This window comes from Pseudescherichia vulneris NBRC 102420, assembly GCF_000759795.1.
GTDB lineage: Bacteria > Pseudomonadota > Gammaproteobacteria > Enterobacterales > Enterobacteriaceae > Pseudescherichia > Pseudescherichia vulneris.
In genome coordinates, this window is record NZ_BBMZ01000041.1 from 1 (window position 1) to 19,837 (window position 19,837).

Genomic DNA, 19,837 nt, shown 5'->3' on the forward strand with positions numbered 1-19,837 from the left:
CTGCACCGATCTCCCCGGTGGCGCTGCGCTTACCGGGGCTACGCGATCGGGGCACCCTGTAGATACGGCAACGTAGGCCGGGTCAGGCGAAGCCGCCACCCGGCATTGTACTCCGCTGCATGAATGTTCTCCCCGGTGGCGCTGCCCTTACCGGGGCTACGCGATCGGAGCACCCTGTGGATGCGGCCACCCGGCGTTGCCCCCAACATCATATCGGTGGCAGACGGCGCTTTACCGGCGAGCTTTTGACAATCGCGGTGTTGCTTTGGGCATACTCTGCCAGTCCGTCCAGCAGCTCATCCAGCTGCTCTATCGAGCGCACTACCAGACGCATGACGAAACAATCCTCTCCGGTCACCTTATCGCACTCAATACACTCCGGGATCGCCTGGATCATTTTATCCACCTTATGCAGCATGCCTGGCATTGGTCGGACACGGACCAGCGCCTGTAGCGTATAGCCCAACGCGGCAAGGTTAACGTGCGCCCCGTATCCCTGAATCACGCCACGCTCTTCAAGACGCTTGACTCTCTCCGCCGTGCTGGGAGAGGTCAACCCAACCCGGGCGCTTAACACCTTCAGCGACATGCGCGCATCTTCTGCCAGACAGCCTACGATCTGGCGGTCTATCTCATCGATAAGGTAATCCATAACTTTTACCTAATTTATAAATATTAAAGGCGTCAATCACCTTATAAAGATTATATCAAAACGCTCTTTGTTTTCTGATAATAGGGTATCAAAATGAGGAGGTCGATATGCACGATATACAAAAAGGCGTCTGGCAAATGAGCCTGGCAATGCTCATTTCCGGCTCCATCGGTGCTTTTGTTTTACTCTCCGGCCTGCCGGTAACGGAAGTCGTTTTCTGGCGCTGTGCGATCGGCGCTGTTGCGCTCTATCTCTTTATCCGCCTCAGTAAACAGCCTTTCAGCCGTTTAACGCGAATGACCCTAACCCTTGCTATCCTTGGCGGCGTGGCGCTGGTGATTAACTGGCTGCTGCTGTTCGCCGCCTACGAGCGCGTATCAATTGGCCTCGCGACCGTGGTCTACAACACGCAGCCCTTTATGCTGGTCCTAATGGGCGTGCTGTTTGGGGAGCGGGTCAGCCTGGTAAAATGGGGATGGCTGGTACTCGCCTTCGTCGGCGTAGTGGTCCTGCTCTCCAGCGAGCTCATGCAGGGTCATGCCGCTGGCTGGCTGATGGGTATCGTGCTGGCGCTGGGTGCAGCCTTCTTCTATGCCCTCACGGCAATGATCACACGCAAGCTGCGCCCGATTCCGCCGCAGCATATCGCTTTTATTCAGGTGATTACGGGCGTAGTGATGCTGCTGCCGCTGGCGCACATGCCGGTCTTCTCCCGCGAGTTCCCCTGGGGGATCCTGTTGACTCTTGGCATCGTTCACACCGGCGTCATGTACCAGCTGCTCTATAGCGCGATTCAGAAACTCCCCACCCCAATTATTGGATCGCTGTCGTTTATCTATCCGGTGGTGGCGATCGTGGTAGATAATCTGGTCTTTGGCCACACGCTCAGCATCACTCAGCTGGCGGGCGGGGTGCTGATCCTTCTCGCAGCGGCAGGAAACAATCTTGGCTGGGGCGAAAAAAAACCTCGCCGTAGCGAGGTTTGTACGAAACAGGAAGCGAATTAGCGACGGGCGCGTACGACCTGGTATTTGCGCGTCATGTACTCCACCGGCGCGCTCCAGACATGCACCAGCCGTGAGAACGGGAAGAGCAGGAACAGCGTCATCCCCAGCACCAGATGCACGCGGAAAATGAACGCCACGCCATCAAGATTTGCCGATGCGCCGCCGTGGAAGGTCACAATTGACTGCGCCCAGCCCACCAGCTTCATCATTTCGCTCCCGTCCATATGCTGCGCTGAGAACGGGATCGTCAGCAGGCCCAGCGTGCACTGTACCATCAGCAGGGTCAGGATCAGAATATCTGCCGTGGTGGTGGTGGCGCGCACGCGCGGGCTGAACAGACGGCGCTTAAGCAGCAGCAGGCCGCCCACCAGCGTCATGATGCCAAACACCCCCCCGGCGATCATGGCCAGCTTCTGTTTGACGTCAATCGGCAGAAAGGATTCATACATCCAGTGCGGCGTGAGCATCCCCACCAGGTGACCGGCAAAGATCCCGATAATCCCGACGTGGAACAGATTCGAGGCCAGGTTCATCCCTTTACGATCCAGCATCTGGCTGGAGCCTGCCCGCCAGGTATACTGCCCGTAGTCATAGCGTAGCCAGCTGCCGACAAGAAATACCGTACCGGCAATATAGGGATAGATGTCATAGAAGAACATATTAAGGAACTGCATTATTGCTGTCCTCCGGTTGAGATATTCAAATATTGCGGCGCCACCGCCCCGGCAAACCGGCGCTGATGGGAAGCGATCTCGGACTCACCGCAGCCCTGGTCGGCAAAGAACTTCACCTGCTCCTCTTCCCAGACGGCATCCAGCGCCTGGGGAGTATCATCTCGGGCTTCACCGGCAATTTTCTCGCCGACCTTCTGCCGATCGACGTCGGTTTTGGCTAGCCGCAGCAGCAGCTCAAACAGGCTGGCATAGCGGCTCTCGCGCTGTTGCAGACGGGCGTTAAGCAGGGCCAGAATCGGGGCGATATCCTCCAGCCCCTCCAGCGCGTCGCTCACCGGCAGCTGCGCCAGATACTCCAGATAGAGCGGGAGATGATCCGGCAGCTCACGGCGGTCGATAACCAGGCCCTGGCGCTCATACTGCGCCAGCAGATCCACCATCGCCTGGCCGCGATCGCGAGATTCGCCATGTACATGCTCAAACAGCAGCAGCGAGGTGGCGCGACCGCGATCGAATAGCTCGCTGTAGGCCGCCTGCGCATCGAGCAGATCCTGACTCATCAGGTCACGAATAAAGACCACCAGCTGATGGGCATCCTTAAGTGACAGGTGCTCGCTCTCTGCCAGGGCATCGAACAGCTCCTGCTGATGCTGCCACAGGGCAGCATCCGGATACTCCAGAAGACGGGAAATCACGACGAGTTCAATCATGGGCGTGGCTCCGTTTTCTTGGTCACATCAACGGCATCAATACGGCGGCTGTTAAACAGGTTGAACTTAGTGTCGCTGCCGTGGCAGCCGTCGCCGAAGCTAAAGCCGCAGCCGTTACGTTCCGGGAATGCATCCCGGGCCAGCTCGCGATGGCTGGTAGGAATAACGAAACGGTCTTCGTAGTTGGCAATCGCCAGGTAACGATACATCTCCTGCGCCTGAGCTTCGCTTAAGCCCACCTCTTCCAGGGCGCGAATATCGTTAACGTTATCCACGGTCTCGGCACGCTTGTAGTGACGCATCGCCAGCATGCGTTTCAGTGCCAGCAGCACCGGCTGGGTATCGCCCGCCGTCAGCAGGTTAGCGAGATACTGTACCGGGATACGCAGGCTCTCGACGTCCGGCAGGATGCCGTTGCTGCCCAGCTCGCCCGCATCGGCCGCCGACTGGATCGGTGACAGCGGCGGCACGTACCAGACCATCGGTAGCGTGCGATACTCCGGGTGCAGCGGCAGGGCCAGCTTCCAGTCCATCGCCAGTTTCCAGACAGGTGATTTCTGCGCGGCGTCAATCACGCTCTGCGGCACGCCGTCCTTCAGCGCCTGCTCGATAACCGCCGGATCGTTCGGGTCGAGGAAGACGTCCAGCTGACGCTGGTAGAGATCTTTCTCGTTCTCAACTGCCGCCGCGTTTTCAATGGCGTCCGCGTCATACAGCAGCACGCCCAGGTAACGGATACGGCCCACGCAGGTCTCGGAGCAGACGGTCGGCATCCCCGCCTCAATACGCGGGTAACAGAAGATGCACTTCTCGGATTTACCGCTCTTCCAGTTGAAGTAGATCTTTTTGTAGGGGCAGCCGGTGACGCACATCCGCCAGCCGCGGCACTTGTCCTGATCGATCAGCACAATGCCATCCTCTTCACGCTTGTAGATCGCCCCGCTCGGGCAGGTCGCGACGCAGGCCGGGTTCAGGCAGTGCTCGCACAGGCGCGGCAGGTACATCATAAAGGTGTTTTCAAACTGCCCGTACATCGCCTTCTGCATGTTCTCGAAGTTCTGATCCTGGCTGCGCTTCTCAAATTCGCCGCCGAGGATCTCTTCCCAGTTCGGGCCGCTGACGATCTTATCCATCCGTTGACCGCTGATTTTCGACCGTGGGCGGGCGATGGGCTGGTGCTTGCCCTCTGGCGCGGTGTGCAGATGCTGGTAGTCGTAGTCGAACGGCTCGTAGTAGTCATCGATGCCCGGCAGATGCGGGTTGGCGAAGATTTTACCCAGCAGCGTGGCACGGTTCCCCATGCGCGGCTGCAGCTTGCCGTTCACTTTGCGGATCCAGCCGCCCTTCCACTTCTCCTGATTCTCCCAGTCGTCCGGGAAACCTACGCCAGGCTTGCTCTCAACGTTGTTGAACCAGGCGTACTCCATCCCTTCCCGGCTGGTCCAGACATTTTTACAGGTGACCGAGCAGGTATGGCAGCCGATGCACTTGTCAAGGTTCAGCACCATGCCTACCTGTGAACGAATTTTCATTTTGCGCTCTCCTGTACCTGGTCGTTGTTTTCGCCATCTAACCAGTTAATGTTCTTCATCTTACGGACCACCACAAACTCATCGCGGTTGGAACCGACCGTGCCGTAGTAGTTAAAGCCGTACGCCAGCTGGGCATAGCCGCCAATCATGTGGGTCGGTTTCGGGCTGATACGGGTGACCGAGTTGTGGATCCCGCCGCGCTGGCCGGTGATCTCCGACCCAGGAATATTCACGATACGCTCCTGGGCGTGGTACATCATGGTCATCCCGGCTGGCACGCGCTGGCTCACTACCGCACGGGCGGTAAGCGCGCCGTTGCTGTTGAAGGCTTCGATCCAGTCGTTATCCTCAATGCCCAGCTCTTTGGCATCCACCTCGCTCATCCAGACGATCGGGCCGCCGCGTGACAGGGTCAGCATCAGCAGGTTGTCGCTGTAGGTCGAGTGGATCCCCCACTTCTGGTGCGGGGTAATGAAGTTCAGCGCCTTCTCTGGATTGCCGTTGGACTTCTCGCCCATCACCGCTTTCACCGAACGGGTATCAATCGGCGGACGATAGACCAGCAGGCTCTCGCCGAAATCGCGCATCCACGGGTGATCCTGGTACAGCTGCTGGCGACCGGAGAGCGTGCGCCATGGGATCAGCTCGTGCACGTTGGTGTAGCCTGCGTTGTAGGAGACATGCTCATCTTCAAGGCCGGACCAGGTCGGGCTGGAGATAATTTTGCGCGGCTGGGCCTGAATATCCCGGAAGCGGATCTTCTCCTCCTCTTTATTGGTCGCCAGATGGGTATGGTCGCGGCCGGTAAACTCGCTCAGCGCCGCCCAGGCTTTAACCGCCACGTGACCGTTGGTCTCTGGCGCGAGGGTCAGGATCATCTCCGCCGCATCGATGGCGGTGTTAAGCATCGGCTGGCCTTTCGCCGGGCCTTCCGCCTTGGTGTAGTTCAGCTTGCGCAGCAGATCCATCTCGCTTTCGGTGTTCCACGCGATGCCCTTGCCGCCGTTGCCCACTTTATCCAGCAGCGGACCAATGGAGGTAAAGCGCTCGTAGGTCGCCGGATAGTCGCGCTCAACCGGAATGATATGCGGCGCGGTTTTGCCGGGGATCAGGTCGCACTCGCCCTTTTTCCAATCCTTAACGTCCAGCGGCTGCGCCAGCTCGGCGGCGGAGTCGTGCTGGATAGGCAGAGTGACCACGTCAGTTTCAACGCCCAGATGGCCGACGCACACCTCAGAGAATTTCTTGGCGATGCCTTTGTAGATCTCCCAGTCGCTTTTCGACTCCCAGGCCGGATCGACGGCGGCAGAGAGCGGATGAATAAACGGATGCATATCCGAGGTATTCATATCGTCTTTCTCATACCAGGTCGCGGTCGGCAGCACGATATCGGAGTAGAGGCAGGTGCTCGACAGGCGGAAGTCGAGGGTCACCACCAGATCCAGCTTGCCGTCGAGGCCGTTATCATGCCACTCCACCTCTTCCGGCTTCACGCCGCCCTGCTCGCCCAGATCTTTACCCTGAATGCCGTTTTCGGTACCCAGCAGATACTTCAGCATGTACTCATGGCCTTTCCCGGAGGAGCCAAGCAGGTTAGAGCGCCAGATGAAGAGGTTGCGCGGATGGTTTTTGCCGTTCTCAGGCTGCTCGGCCGCAAAGCGGATAGAGCCCTCTTTCAGCGCCTTAACGGTGTAATCCACCGCCGACATGCCCGCTTTTTCAGCGTCCGCAGCGATGCGCAGCGGGTTGGTGCCCAGCTGTGGCGCAGAAGGCAACCAGCCCATGCGCTCGGCGCGGACGTTAAAGTCGAGCAGATGGCCGCTGTAGCGGGACTTATCTGCGAGCGGAGAGAGCAGCTCCTGTGCGGTCAGGGTTTCATAGCGCCACTGGCCGGAGTGGTTATAGAAGAAGGAGGTGCCGTTCATATGGCGAGGCGGACGCTGCCAGTCGAGGGCAAACGCCAGCGGCTGCCAGCCGGTCTGCGGACGCAGTTTCTCCTGGCCCACGTAGTGCGCCCAGCCGCCGCCGCTCTGGCCGACACAGCCGCAGAACACCAGCATGTTGATCAGGCCCCGGTAGTTCATGTCCATGTGGAACCAGTGGTTCAGACCGGCACCCACGATGATCATCGAACGGCCATGGGTCTTATCGGCGTTATCAGCAAACTCACGGGCGGTACGGATGATGTGTGCCCGCGGCACGCCAGTGATTTTTTCCGCCCACGCCGGGGTATACGCTTTTACTTCGTCATAGCTGGCGGCGGCATTGGCATCGCCCAGACCCCTGTCGAGACCGTAGTTCGCCATGGTCAGATCGTAAACGGTGGTAACCAGCGCGGTGCTGCCATCCGCCAGCTGCAGGCGTTTTACCGGCAGCTTGTGCAGAAGGATATTCTCCAACTCTACGCGGTTGAAGTGTTCTGAGCCTTCATTGCCAAAGTACGGGAAGCCCACCTCAGCGATATCATCGTGATCGCCCAGCAGGCTTAGGCGCAGCTCGGCGTCTGCCCCACTGGTGCCGTCGCGCTGCTCAAGGTTCCACTTCCCTTTTTCGCCCCAGCGGAAACCGATGGAGCCGTTAGGTGCAATCAGCTCGCCGCTGTCGTTGCAGGCCACGGTTTTCCACTCGGGATTATTCTCCTGACCGAGGGCGTCCACCAGATCGGCGGCACGCAGCATGCGTCCTGCCGCATAGTAGCCGTCGCGCTCTTCGAGCATCACCAGCATCGGCATATCGGTATAGCGACGTACGTAGTCGGTAAAGTACTGGCTCGGCTTGTCGAGATGGAACTCACGCAGCATAACATGGCCCATCGCCATGGCCATCGCGGCGTCGGTGCCCTGCTTCGGTGCCAGCCACAGGTCGCACAGCTTGGCGATCTCGGCATAGTCCGGGGTAACGGCGACGGTTTTGGTGCCTTTATAGCGAACTTCGGTAAAGAAGTGAGCGTCCGGGGTACGGGTCTGCGGAACGTTAGAGCCCCAGGCGATAATGTAGCTGGAGTTGTACCAGTCAGCGGATTCCGGCACGTCGGTCTGCTCACCCCAAGTTTGCGGGGAGGCCGGCGGCAGGTCGCAGTACCAGTCATAGAAGCTCAGGCAGGTGCCGCCGATCAGCGACAGGTAGCGCGCGCCGGAGGCATAGGAGACCATCGACATCGCTGGGATCGGCGAGAAGCCCGCCACGCGGTCCGGGCCGTAGGTTTTCACGGTGTAGACGTTAGAGGCGGCGATCAGCTCGTTGACCTCCTGCCAGGAAGAGCGAACAAAGCCGCCACGACCGCGCGCCTGCTTGAAGCTTTTCGCTTTGTCGGCATCTTCAATAATAGAAGCCCATGCCGCAACCGGATCGCTGTGCTGAACTTTCGCCTCACGCCACATTTTCATCAGGCGTTTGCGCATCAGAGGGTATTTGAGGCGGTTCGCGCTGTAAAGATACCAGGAGTAGCTGGCCCCACGCGGGCAGCCGCGCGGCTCATGGTTAGGCATATCCGGGCGGGTACGCGGGTAGTCGGTCTGCTGGGTTTCCCAGGTGACCAGACCGTTTTTAACGTAGATCTTCCAGCTGCAGGAGCCGGTGCAGTTTACGCCATGGGTAGAGCGCACAATTTTATCGTGCGACCAGCGGCTGCGGTATCCATCCTCCCAGTCCCGGTTTGTTTCATGGATCTGGCCATGCCCATCGGCAAAGGTTTCGCCCTTCTGTTTGAAGTAGCGAAACCGGTCCAGGAATTTACTCATCGGGTTTCTCCTGTGTGGAGCCTGCTGGCTCTCTGAAAAAGCGACATTGCTGCGAATGAGGCGACGTTAACGCGCTGAAAGGACGTGAGAATTGATGGCGATCAAGGCAGGCCGGCATAGCAAAAGCGCTGCATTTTTCACCTACCTCCAAAGTGGCAGAGAAGCGTATTTTTATCTAACTGATTTTATTGATCTTTATTAGTTAATCCATTTTTCTTGCCGTGGTATTTCTTTACCAGAGGTATTAGGGGGTAGATCCTCTGCCAGGCCGCTTCTCTGCTCGGGGCCAGGTTGCTGAACACGTTCACCGACTTAAGTATGTTGTAACTACAGCAGGGTGAAAAAAGCGCGGCATTGCGCCGCGCAAGGATAATCAACAGTGCTTTATTTTGTTTTAGCTTTACGTCCGTACACCGCCCAGGTGATAAACACGCAGGCAATATAGAACACGAGAAAGACTTTCATGGCCCCGGCCGGGGAGCCGGTAAGCGCCAGTGAAGTACCAAACGCTTTCGGAATAAAGAAGCCGCCAATCGCGCCGATGGCCGAGATAAACCCGAGCGCCGCCGCCGTATCAGTTGCCGCCTCACGCAGCGCCTGCTCCTCGCTGCCGCCCTTGGCCTTCACCCGCTCCATGGTCATCTTGCGGAAGATCACCGAGATCATCTGGAAGCTGGAGCCGCTGCCCAGCCCGGCAGTGAGAAACAGCATCAGGAAGACGGCGAAGAAGGCGCTAAAGTTGCCCTCGCTTCCCGCTGACGGCAGGGTCAGGAACAGCAGCGCGCTGAAGATCGCCATGGCCACAAAGTTCACCAGCGTGACACGAACGCCGCCGAGGCGGTCAGAGAGCGCCCCACCCGCCGAACGGGCCAGTGCCCCCACCAGCGGGCCAAAGAAGGCGAAGTGCAGAACGTTGACGTCAGGGAACTGGGTTTTGGACAGCATGGCGAAGCCTGCCGAAAAACCAATAAACGAGCCGAAGGTTGCCAGATAGAGGAAGCCGAGGATCCACAGATGCGCTCGCTTAAGTACCGGCAGCTGCGAGCGCAGCGAGGCTTTAGAGGTCGCCAGCTCGTTCATGCCAAACCAGGCCGCGAGGGTAAAGACAATCAGGAAAGGCACCCAGATCCAGGCCGCGTTCTCCAGGTAGAGCATCGAGCCATCTTCCTGCTGCACGCCGGTCGCGCCAAAAAAGGCAAACAGTGAGAAGGTGATCGCCAGCGGAGCCAGCAGCTGCATCACGCTTACGCCGAGGTTACCCAGCCCGCCGTTAATCCCCAGCGCGCTGCCCTGCTTCTGCTTGGGAAAGAAGAAGCTAATGTTGGCCATGCTGGAGGCGAAGTTTGCCCCGGCAAAACCGCAGAGCAGAGAGATGATGATAAAGGTGCTAAATGGCGTGCTGGTATCCTGAACGGCAATGCCCAGCCAGACGCAGGGAACGATCATGATCCCTGTACTGAACGCCGTCCAGCGGCGTCCGCCGAAGATAGGCACCATAAACGAGTAAGGCACCCGCAGCAGCGCCCCGGAAACCGAGGGCAGCGCGGTCAGCATAAACAGCTGATCGGTCGTAAAATTGAAACCAACTTTATTAAGATTAACCGCCACGGCGCTGAACAGCATCCAGACGCAAAACGCCAGCAGCAAACAGGGCACGGAGATCCACAGATTGCGGCTCGCCACGCCCTGGCCACACTGCTGCCAGAAAGCAGGATCCTCCGGCCGCCAGTCGGTGATGACGGCTCCGGTGGTCCTTTCAGGTATTGAAGAGTGACTCATAGACACCTCTGATAAGGGATTTTAACCCCTGCCACCATAGGGTTTACGCCAGCGCTTAAGTTGATATAAATCAAAGGAAAAGATGTCATTTAAGCCACGCTTAAACTGGACTACCCCTAAATGAGCAGCTGAAACCGCCAAGAAAACTGTGGTTTTTCACGCCGGTGACGCCTTTAGCGCCTGCTTCGCTCCAGCCCGTGCCTGGTGCGACAATAAAGGAGTAACTCTTTTGGGGTATGGGTATACTCCAGGGTATAGCCGAAAATAGCCCCACCCCCGGTGACCTGCCGGGTCAGGAGTCTTGCCGTATATGCTAAAACGCCTCTTTTCACCGTTGACGCTGGTTAACCAACTGGCGCTGATCGTTCTGCTCTCTACCGCCATTGGCGTAACCGGGATGGCTATCTCTGGCTGGCTGGTACAGGGCGTCCAGGGTAGCGCTCATGCCATTAACAAAGCGGGCTCGCTGCGTATGCAGAGCTACCGCCTGCTGGCCGCTATGCCGCTCACGGAAGCCGACCAGCCGCTGATCGACGAGATGACCCGTACGGCCTTCAGCCCGGAGCTGACCCAGGCCGCCCTGCGCGACGGCCAGCTTCCGCAGCTCCAGGGGCTACAGCGTTACTGGCAGCGCAACCTTATTCCGGCCCTGGTGCAGGCGCGGGACCCAGCAGCCGTTTCAGGCGAAGTTGCCACCTTTGTTAACCGCCTCGATCGTCTGGTGAGCAGCTTCGATCGCCGCACCGAGCAGCGGATCGATCGCGTTCTGCTGGTGCAGCGCGGCATGGCGGTATTTATGGCCCTGCTGCTGGTCTTTACTGTGATCTGGCTGCGGGCGCGGCTGCTTCAACCGTGGCGGCAGCTGCTGAGCATGGCCCACGCCGTCAGCCAGCGCGATTTTACCCAGCGGGCGCACATCAGCGGACGTAACGAGATGGCCAAGCTCGGCATGGCGCTGAACAACATGTCCAGCGAGCTGGCCCAGAGCTATGCGGTGCTGGAGCAGCGCGTAAAAGAGAAGACCGCCGGTCTTGAGCAAAAAAACGAGATACTTTCCTTCCTCTGGCAGGCCAACCGCCGCCTGCACATGCAGGTTCCGCTGTGCGAGCGCCTCTCACCGGTGCTTAACGGCCTGCAAAATCTTACTCTGCTGCACGACATCGAGCTGCGCGTCTACGATCTGGAAGATGAGGATAATCGCCAGGAGTTTACCTGCCAGCCGGATATGACCTGCGATGACATCGGTTGCCACCTCTGCCCGCGCGGCATCCTGCCTACGGGTGGCGGCGGCACGACGCTGAAGTGGCGGCTGGCGGATAACCATATGCAGTACGGCCTGCTGCTGGCGACCCTGCCTGCCGGGCGGCATCTGAGCCACGATCAACAGCAGCTGGTCGATACTCTGGTAGAGCAGCTTACCGCTACCCTGGCGCTGGATCGCCATCAGGAGCGCCAGCAGCAGCTGATGGTGATGGAGGAGCGCGCCACCATTGCCCGCGAGCTGCATGACTCTATCGCTCAGTCGCTCTCCTGTATGAAGATGCAGGTCAGCTGCCTGCAGATGCAGGGCGAAAGCCTGCCCGACTCCAGCCAGCAGCTGCTGGGGCAGATCCGTAACGAGCTGAATACCTCCTGGGCCCAGCTTCGCGAGCTGCTGACCACCTTCCGCCTGCAGCTCAACGAGCCGGGCCTGCGTCCGGCGCTGGAGGCAAGCTGCCAGGAGTACAGCGCCCACTTTGGTTTCCCGGTCAAGCTGGACTACCAGCTGCCGCCGCGCTTCGTGCCCTCCCATCAAGCCATTCATTTGCTGCAGATTGCCCGCGAAGCGCTGAGCAACGCCCTGAAGCACTCGGGAGCCAGCGAGGTGACCGTCACGGCGGTGCAGCAGGGGCGGCAGGTGAAGGTCAGCATTACCGATAACGGCTGCGGCGTGCCGGACAACGCCGAACGCACCAACCACTATGGCTTAATTATCATGCGCGATCGCGCCCAGAGCCTGCGCGGAGATTGTCAGGTCCGGCGGCGAGAGTCCGGCGGCACCGAGGTGGTGGTAACATTTATACCCGAAAAGCTTCTCTCATCCGTACAAGGAGATAAACATGAATAATCAGGAACCCGCGACGATCCTGCTGATTGACGATCATCCGATGCTGCGTACCGGCGTCCGGCAGCTTATTAGCATGGCGAGCGACGTTCGCGTGATCGGCGAAGCCAGCAACGGTGAGCAGGGTATTGAGCTGGCGGAGTCGCTGGATCCCGATCTGATCCTGCTCGATTTGAACATGCCCGGCATGAACGGTCTGGAGACGCTGGACAAGCTGCGGGAGAAGGCCCTCTCCGGGCGCGTGGTGGTTTTCAGCGTCTCGAACCATGAAGAGGACGTGGTCACCGCCCTGAAGCGCGGCGCGGACGGCTATCTGCTGAAAGATATGGAGCCCGAAGATCTGCTGAAGGCGTTGCAGCAGGCTGCGGCGGGTGAAATGGTGTTGAGCGAAGCGCTGACGCCGGTGCTGGCCGCCAGCCTGCGCGCTAACCGTGCCACCTCTGACCGGGACGTGACCCAGCTAACGCCGCGCGAGCGCGATATCCTGAAGCTCATTGCCCAGGGGCTGCCTAACAAGATGATCGCCCGCCGTCTGGATATCACCGAAAGCACGGTGAAGGTTCACGTTAAGCATATGCTGAAGAAGATGAAGCTCAAATCCCGCGTGGAAGCGGCGGTCTGGGTGCACCAGGAGCGTATTTTCTAATTAGCCCTCCGGCAGCTGCGGCCAGCGCGGAGCGGTGTTCTGCGCACTTACCAGCGGCTCAGCCAGCGTGAGCGCGATCTCATTGGAAGAGACGCGCTGCCCCTTCTCATCCTCCACCGTTACCGACAGACGCCACGTATTATTCGCCCCCTCCTGACTGTTCCATGCGGGCATAATAATGCTCCAGCCTTCGCTGCTGTTGGCGTTCACCGGCGGAGTCAGGCTCAGGGCCTGGGTATCCCCCTGCCAGGTAACAGACCGGATGCCGTAGCGACTGCGAACCTGAACCACCATCTGTACCGTTTCGCCCGGTTTCAGATCCCACGGCGGCGTGGCGAGAAATACCGACAGGGTTTTCCGCTGACGATACTCCACCACCGGCAGATTATTGCGCGTCGGACTGTCATAGCGGCTGCCCCGCAGGGAGCGACTCTCGGCTACCTCGCTGGCGCTAAGCTGCTTTTTAAGCGGCACGCCGAAGCGATAGTTCAGATTCAGGCCAAGGTTGTTCTGAGTCTCTCCGCTCTCGCCCTGCTTATGCTGGGCGGTGACGGTAACCAGCGGCACCGGGGTATAGTTCACGCCAACGTTCACCGCGACAGGATTGTGGTAGCCCGAGCCGGAGTCAAAGAGATCGACATTGTCGCCAAAGTACTGCTCAAGACTCAGGCTGGTATTGATATGTTCATAGAACGGCAGACGCGCCTGGGCGGTGACGTCATAGCCTCGCGCCAGCCGCTGCTGAACCGCAGCCCCGGAGTAGTCCCAGCTTGAAAGCGGCTGGTAATAGTTGGCCGAGAAGCGCAGGTATTCGCCCCAGGCCTCCGCGCCGAGTCCGGCCCGCTGCAAATTCTCATCCAGCAGATTATCGTAGAAGGTGTTGTAGCCCAGCAGCCAGTGCCCGGCGACCCAGCGCTGGCCGATACCGGCATTACTCACCAGGCCCTGATCCTGCTGGGTTAACCCCAGCTGGCTCCAGCTCAGATAGCGGTTGTTATCCTGCCACGGAATAAACCAGCTCCCCTGGCTGCCGGTAAAGCGTCCGTCATCGTTAACCAGCACGTTAACGCTGGCGTTACCCCAGGGTGAAAGCCACGACTCCAGCCGCTCATTCACGTTCTCGCTGACGACGTCGCGGAACTGGCCAAAGGCAAACTGGCGGGCCTGCTGCCCGGCGGTAAGGCCGTTATCGGTCTGGCTGGCTTCACCAAAGGCTTTCGCCACCTCGGCCACGCTCTTTATGCTGGCGTCACCGGTCGAGGTCAGCCCCAGATCCGGCAGGCTATCGTTGTCGAAGGGGTTATGCGGCGTCTGCTGTGAGATGGCGCGAGCATCGGTCACGCCTCCTGCCAGCAGCAAGAGTAGAAGAAGTCGAGTTTTCATCAGCGCGTTAGGGCGTAAATTCAGCGGTTGCGCCTCCGGTCAGACCCACGGTAAAAGCGTTATTTTATCTTTTTTTACGACGTTTTTCAGTCTTAAGCACAATTTCAGGAAAAACCTTAACGGCTCCCGTCTCGTCAGGTCTACAGTTAATTTATCTCTTAATGCGTCTATTTATTGCAAGGTATGTCGAATGGTCACTATGAGCAAAACGTTAAAATGGGCTCTGTGGAGCTCACTGATGTTTTACGGCGCGGCCTCGCAGGCCAGCGCGCTGTTTACCCTGCAGTCGCCGGCCTTTGCCGATAATGGCATGCTGGATAAAAAGTTTGCCGGTAACGCCAAGGATAACCCTAACTGCACCGGTGAAAATCAGTCTCCGGTATTAATCTGGAATAATCCCCCGGCAGAGACCAAAAGCTTTGCCCTGATTGTCCACGATCCGGAGGGGGCAAAAGGTCTCGGCGTCACGCATCTGGTAGCGTACAATATCTCTCCGTCCGCCACCGGTTTTCCCGCTAACGCCCTGCGCGATGGCAAAGAGTTTACCGGCGGCAAAAATAGCCCCGGCACCGATCGCTGGTTTGGCCCCTGCCCGCCAGCCGGCAGCGGCGCGCATCACTATACCTTTACGCTTATCGCCACCAGCCAGGCACCGGATCTTCCCGCCGGTCTGACCCGCGAAGCGCTGTTAGAGAAGCTGAAAGGTAAAGCCCTGGCCGCCACCGGCCTGATTGGCCGCTTCGGGCAGTAGCTTTTATAAGGAAGAAAAATGCAAAAGATCGTGATTGTCGCCAACGGCGCGGCCTACGGCAGTGAATCCCTGTTTAACAGCCTGCGTCTGGCGATTGCCCTGCGCGAGCAGGCCGAGGAGCTGGACCTGCGCCTGTTTCTGATGTCCGATGCGGTCACCGCCGGGCTGCGCGGCCAGAAGCCTGCCGAGGGCTACAATATTCAGCAGATGCTGGAGATCCTGACGGTGCAAAACGTGGCGGTGAAGCTGTGTAAAACCTGCACCGACGGGCGCGGCATCACCGAGCTGCCGCTGATCGACGGCGTTGAAATTGGTACGCTTGTCGAGCTGGCGCAGTGGACGCTGGCGGCAGATAAAGTATTAACTTTCTAATAATCCCGTAACTGAAATATATTTTTCTTATAGTTCCTCGCTGGACATCAAGTTTACCTGCTGCGTTGCCGATAGGCTTTTAAACAACACAGCAGGTATAACAACTATGTTCAAGACGATCCGCGCACGCATTACCGCAGCCACCGCAGGCTGTCTGGCTGTCGCTTTACTGATCAACACCGTGATCAACTACCAGGTAACACGCCAGGATAACCAGCAGTCACAGCGGGATATCCTCTCCAGCACCAGCATCAGCCATAGCGGCGCGATTGCCGACTGGGTTAACAGCAAGATGACGATGATCGCTTCGCTGCAAAGCGCTGCGCTGACGGCGGATCCGGTTCCTAACTTCGCTCAGATCGCCCAGGCAGGCGGGTTTATCAACGTCTATGCTGGCTACGCCAGCAAAACGGCGAAGTTCTCTGATTCTAACGGCATCCCGGCCGACTACGATCCGACCATTCGTCCGTGGTATCAGCAGGCAGCAAAAGCCGACGCGCCGATCGTCACCGCCCCCTATGTCGATGCCGCCTCCGGCAAGCTGGTAGTAACCTTTGCCGTACCGGTGAAAGAGAACGGCACGCTGACTGCGGTAGTGGCAGGCGACGTGGCCATGGACAGCGTGGTCGCGAACGTGCGCACCATCCAGCCGACGCCGCAGAGCAGTGGTCTGCTGATCAACAGCGATGGAACGGTCATTGCCGCCAGCAATGCCGATCTGACCCTGAAGCCGTTCGGCGAGGCGATCTCCGGCGCGGATTTCAGTGCACTCCAGGCAGGTAGTCCAGTAGAGGGCGAGTTTGACGGAGCGCAGAAGGCGCTGATAGCGAAACCGGTCAAGGGAACCAGCTGGCTGCTGGTGGTCGCCCTTGACACCAACGATGCCACCAGCGGCATGCGTGCCCTGCTGAAGGCGTCGGCCCTGTCGCTGATCGTGCTGGTGCTGATTGGCGTAGCGGTAATGCTGCTGCTGGTAACGACCATGTTAAAACGGCTGGTGATGATCCGCGATGCGATGCTGGCCATCGGCGACGGCACGGACGATCTCTCCCAGCGCCTGCCGGAGAGCGGTAATGATGAGGTGGCGCAGATTGCCCACGCCTTTAACATCTTCAGCGATAAGCTGGCGGTGGTGATGGTGAAGCTGCGGGACTCCAGCACCTCGGTGCAGCATGCGGCGCAGGAGATTGCCGCCGGTAACCAGGATCTCTCCGGTCGTACCGAGCAGGCGGCCTCCAGCCTGCGGGAAACCGCCAGCGCCGTAGAGCAGATCACCGCCTCGGTGGCCCAGTCAACTGACTCCGCAGCGCAGGCGAACAGCCAGGCGCATACCGCCTCTGAAGCGGCGTCGCGCGGCGGCAGCGTGGTGTCGCAGGCAATCTCAACTATGCAGGCCATTGAAGAGGCGTCGGCCAAAATCGGCGATATCACCAGCGTGATTGATGGAATTGCGTTCCAGACCAACATTCTGGCGCTCAACGCCGCCGTAGAGGCCGCCCGTGCCGGTGAGCAGGGCCGCGGTTTCGCCGTGGTCGCAGGTGAGGTTCGCACCCTGGCCAGCCGCAGCGCCCAGGCGGCGAAAGAGATCAAAACCCTGATCGAGTCGACTACGGATAGCGTAGCCACCGGGTCGCGCTACGTTCGTTTAGCTGGCGAGAGCATGACCGATATCGTCTCCAGCATCGACAGCGTCTCGGTCATTATGCGCGAGATCACCGTCGCCACCAGCGAGCAGATGAAAGGCATCCAGGAGATCAATCACGCAGTAATCGATCTCGATCGGATGGTACAGCAGAACGCCGAGCTGGTTGTGCAGTCTGCCGCTGCCGCCGGGGCGCTTCAGTCACAGGCGGGTGAGCTGGCGGAAACCGCAGGCCATTTCCGCATTTAGTTTTCTACCCGCCTCTTCTCAGGCAAAACCGGGTTGCAATGATGGACCCGGTTCTTCGCCACCCAGCAGTCCTCTTACCTTCCCGACCAGATCGTTCAGGCAGTCGTCATGCATGCCGAGCTTTATCAGCTCCTGCTCCAGGGAGAAGAGATACTGCGCGTTGGTGCCCAGCGGGCCACTGGCCGCCGCGATCAGCGGGGCGATGACCTGGGCGCGGGTATCTGACTCATAGAGTGCATGACGCGGATCCATAATAAACACCAGAGCGTTTACCGTCCGGCCATCGTCGAGGGCAAGCTTGCACCAGGTCGGCAGATAGCAGCCGGTGATCATCTCTCGCTTCCACAGCAGGGTCAGCTCCTGCTCCAGGGTTTCGTCAGGCAGGCGGTAGGCGACGCCGGTGGTGCGTCCGCCCTCTTTTAGGGCAAGCATCCGTCCAGGCTGGCAGGCCGTGCCGCGACCGGCGGTGAGACGCAGGCAGAAGGCTCGATGCCAGCCCACCAGCGTGCCGGTGCAGGATTCGTTAAACTCCAGCGCCGGGTTCCACATCAGCGATCCGTAGCCAAAGATCCACACCGGGCCACTGTCGGGCCGACAGGCAAGGGTTGCCGCCAGCGATGCTGCGCGCTGTTCGGCGGACCAGAGCAGCGCCGCCTCGATATCACCAAAGGCGGTTTTGCAGTCCGCCTGTATTAAAAAGTCGCGTGTTAACACCTTCTACCTCCACCACTGCGTGCTTCCATGCGACCGTTATGTTGCCTTCCGAGCATTTAGCTGCTGAATAAAAGCGCAGCCAGTGGAGACGATATGCAATTCGCGGGCCGCTTGCAAGCCTACAGCGTGCCATGCCGCACGAAAGCGGCAGCGCAAAAAAAGGTGTTTAGCGTTAACGACAGCGATTTCAGCGGCTTATTTCTTTTTGTGCCATTTATCGTCGTCGCCCTTCTCATACTCATGCTTCACCGCCGCCCAGGCCACCTTGTGGGCGGTCTCTTCCCGGCTGTCATCGCCGCGCCGGTCGTCCTTATCTTTGTACTGATCCCAGGCGCTGTTGAATGCCTCTTTGTAGATATCCTGAGCGTGAGCAGGCAGCACGTTTTTGACGTTGTCTGGCAGATCGCCTTTCGCTTTATAGGGCATGTGACATCTCCTTTTGGTTATCAAACCTTAAGTGTGGATGACAATGCCTCGCCTCGCCACCCATGGCACAAAACTGCGAATGCTATCTTTTAATAATTTGTTTATTAAAACAATTTTCGACAAAGCAGTGTAATCTGCATGTCATACGCTAAAAAAAGGCCAATGCCGTAAAAAAAGGTAAAAATTGACTTAAAATCGCCCCCAGTCTGCTATTTTAATGGCCTGAAAAAATCTTAACTATACTCATCAGCAACAGCACACTATGGAGAGCCACGATGACAGCGACGCATGAGGCGGTTAAAACCCGCCATAAGGAGACCACGCTCATTTTCCCGGTAGTGGCGCTGGCAGTACTTTTTTTCTGGGGAAGCACCCAGTCGCTGCCAGCCGTTATCGGTATCAACCTGCTCGCGTTAGTGGGCATTCTCAGCAGCGCCTTTAGCGTTGTCCGCCATGCGGACGTGCTGGCACACCGCCTCGGAGAGCCCTTCGGCTCGCTGATTTTAAGCCTTTCAGTTGTTATTCTCGAAGTTAGCCTGATTTCTGCCCTGATGGCCACCGGCGACGCCGCACCGACGCTGATGCGCGACACGCTCTACTCCATCATCATGATTGTTACTGGCGGTCTGGTAGGCTTCTCGCTGCTGCTGGGCGGGCAGAAGTTTGCCACCCAATATTTGAATCTGTTCGGTATCAAACAGTATCTGATCGCCCTCTTCCCGCTGGCGGTGATTGTGCTGGTCTTCCCGATGGCACTGCCGGGGGCGAATTTCACCACCGGTCAGGCGCTGCTGGTCGCGCTGATCTCAGCGGCCATGTACGGCGTCTTCCTGCTGATCCAGACCAAAACCCACCAGAGCCTGTTTGTCTATGAGCATGAGGATGAGGGTGACGACAGCGATCCGCATCACGGCAAGCCGTCGGCACACAGTAGCCTCTGGCACGCGGTGTGGCTGATTATCCATCTGGTGGCGGTGATTGCGGTCACGAAGATGAATGCCAGTCCGCTGGAGGCGCTGCTGACGGAGATGAACGCCCCGGTGGCCTTTACCGGCTTCCTGGTTGCGCTGCTGATCCTCTCTCCAGAAGGTCTGGGTGCGCTGAAGGCGGTGCTGAGTAATCAGGTCCAGCGCGCGATGAACCTCTTCTTTGGCTCCGTGCTGGCGACCATCTCCTTGACGGTGCCGGTGGTGACGCTGATCGCCTGGGCGACCGGCAACGATCTGGTGTTTGCCCTCGGTGGACCAGAGATGATCGTGATGCTGGCCTCGCTGCTGCTGTGCCAGATCTCATTCTCTACCGGACGCACCAACGTCTTAAACGGTGCGGCGCACCTGGCGCTGTTTGCTGCCTATCTGATGACGATATTTGCCTGATGTGGCGCCCGGCAACAAAGGTGCAGATCACTGTAGGCCGGGTAAGTGCAACGCCATCCGGCGTGACCCGGCCAACAGAG

At 58.8% G+C, this 19,837-nt stretch carries 16 protein-coding genes; 7 read left to right on the plus strand and 9 right to left on the minus strand.

What is annotated here, in order from left to right; all coding sequences use genetic code 11:
* Positions 1-208: 208 nt before the first annotated feature.
* A complete protein-coding gene (locus tag EV102420_RS20485; protein ID WP_042396076.1) occupies positions 209-652 on the minus strand; it encodes an Lrp/AsnC family transcriptional regulator in 444 nt (147 codons plus the stop codon).
* Between the two features lie 107 nt (positions 653-759).
* On the opposite strand from EV102420_RS20485, the gene EV102420_RS20490 reads away from it, so the two are divergent.
* Entirely contained in the window at positions 760-1,659 is a 900-nt protein-coding gene (locus tag EV102420_RS20490) for a DMT family transporter (RefSeq protein ID WP_021265602.1), read from the plus strand.
* Here EV102420_RS20490 and narI read toward each other — a convergent pair.
* From narI to EV102420_RS20515, 5 genes are all read right to left on the minus strand, one after another.
* Positions 1,656-2,333, minus strand: coding sequence for a respiratory nitrate reductase subunit gamma (gene narI, locus EV102420_RS20495; RefSeq protein ID WP_021265603.1), 678 nt, complete (start codon positions 2,331-2,333; stop codon positions 1,656-1,658). The genes EV102420_RS20490 and narI overlap by 4 nt on opposite strands.
* Positions 2,333-3,043, minus strand: coding sequence for a nitrate reductase molybdenum cofactor assembly chaperone (gene narJ / locus EV102420_RS20500; RefSeq protein ID WP_042396081.1), 711 nt, complete (start codon positions 3,041-3,043; stop codon positions 2,333-2,335). Before narJ ends, narI begins: the two co-directional genes overlap by 1 nt.
* The gene (gene narH, locus EV102420_RS20505) at positions 3,040-4,575 is read right to left on the minus strand and encodes a nitrate reductase subunit beta (RefSeq protein WP_042396084.1); all 1,536 of its coding nucleotides are present in this window, start codon (positions 4,573-4,575) and stop codon (positions 3,040-3,042) included. Before narH ends, narJ begins: the two co-directional genes overlap by 4 nt.
* On the minus strand, positions 4,572-8,315 hold the full coding sequence (locus tag EV102420_RS20510) for a nitrate reductase subunit alpha (RefSeq protein WP_042396087.1): 3,744 nt from the start codon (positions 8,313-8,315) through the stop codon (positions 4,572-4,574). Before EV102420_RS20510 ends, narH begins: the two co-directional genes overlap by 4 nt.
* A 384-nt stretch (positions 8,316-8,699) precedes the next feature.
* Complete coding sequence (locus EV102420_RS20515) at positions 8,700-10,094, minus strand: NarK family nitrate/nitrite MFS transporter (RefSeq protein WP_042396090.1); 1,395 nt, start codon at positions 10,092-10,094, stop codon at positions 8,700-8,702.
* Between the two features lie 310 nt (positions 10,095-10,404).
* Here EV102420_RS20515 and narX point away from each other — a divergent pair, with 310 nt between their 5' ends.
* Together narX and narL are read left to right on the plus strand one after the other, a co-directional pair.
* Positions 10,405-12,201, plus strand: a complete 1,797-nt coding sequence (gene narX, locus EV102420_RS20520) for a nitrate/nitrite two-component system sensor histidine kinase NarX (protein ID WP_042396093.1) — start codon at positions 10,405-10,407, stop codon at positions 12,199-12,201.
* Complete coding sequence (gene narL, locus EV102420_RS20525; RefSeq protein ID WP_042396096.1) at positions 12,194-12,844, plus strand: two-component system response regulator NarL; 651 nt, start codon at positions 12,194-12,196, stop codon at positions 12,842-12,844. The genes narX and narL overlap by 8 nt, the downstream gene beginning before the upstream one ends.
* Here the strand turns inward: narL and EV102420_RS20530 are convergent, their stop codons facing one another.
* Positions 12,845-14,227, minus strand: a complete 1,383-nt coding sequence (locus tag EV102420_RS20530; RefSeq protein ID WP_042396099.1) for a YchO/YchP family invasin — start codon at positions 14,225-14,227, stop codon at positions 12,845-12,847. It abuts the gene before it with no gap.
* A gap of 199 nt (positions 14,228-14,426) precedes the next feature.
* On the opposite strand from EV102420_RS20530, the gene EV102420_RS20535 reads away from it, so the two are divergent.
* The 3 genes from EV102420_RS20535 to EV102420_RS20545 all read left to right on the plus strand — a co-directional run bounded on the left by EV102420_RS20535 (position 14,427) and on the right by EV102420_RS20545 (position 17,241).
* A complete protein-coding gene (locus EV102420_RS20535) occupies positions 14,427-14,978 on the plus strand; it encodes a YbhB/YbcL family Raf kinase inhibitor-like protein (protein WP_042396115.1) in 552 nt (183 codons plus the stop codon).
* 18 nt (positions 14,979-14,996) lie between these two features.
* Positions 14,997-15,350 carry a DsrE/DsrF/TusD sulfur relay family protein gene (locus tag EV102420_RS20540; RefSeq protein ID WP_042396102.1) on the plus strand — a complete coding sequence of 118 codons (354 nt, stop codon included), beginning with the start codon at positions 14,997-14,999 and terminating at the stop codon, positions 15,348-15,350.
* A gap of 106 nt (positions 15,351-15,456) precedes the next feature.
* Positions 15,457-17,241 (plus strand): methyl-accepting chemotaxis protein, encoded by a 1,785-nt coding sequence (locus EV102420_RS20545; RefSeq protein ID WP_042396104.1) that lies wholly within the window; start codon positions 15,457-15,459, stop codon positions 17,239-17,241.
* A gap of 18 nt (positions 17,242-17,259) precedes the next feature.
* On the opposite strand, the gene EV102420_RS20550 is transcribed toward EV102420_RS20545, so the two are convergent.
* Complete coding sequence (locus EV102420_RS20550) at positions 17,260-17,955, minus strand: gamma-glutamylcyclotransferase (RefSeq protein WP_042396106.1); 696 nt, start codon at positions 17,953-17,955, stop codon at positions 17,260-17,262.
* A 195-nt stretch (positions 17,956-18,150) separates the two neighbouring features.
* Positions 18,151-18,381 (minus strand): putative cation transport regulator ChaB, encoded by a 231-nt coding sequence (gene chaB / locus EV102420_RS20555; RefSeq protein ID WP_042396109.1) that lies wholly within the window; start codon positions 18,379-18,381, stop codon positions 18,151-18,153.
* Between the two features lie 275 nt (positions 18,382-18,656).
* On the opposite strand from chaB, the gene chaA reads away from it, so the two are divergent.
* Positions 18,657-19,757 carry a sodium-potassium/proton antiporter ChaA gene (chaA, locus tag EV102420_RS20560; RefSeq protein ID WP_042396112.1) on the plus strand — a complete coding sequence of 367 codons (1,101 nt, stop codon included), beginning with the start codon at positions 18,657-18,659 and terminating at the stop codon, positions 19,755-19,757.
* Positions 19,758-19,837: the final 80 nt, after the last annotated feature.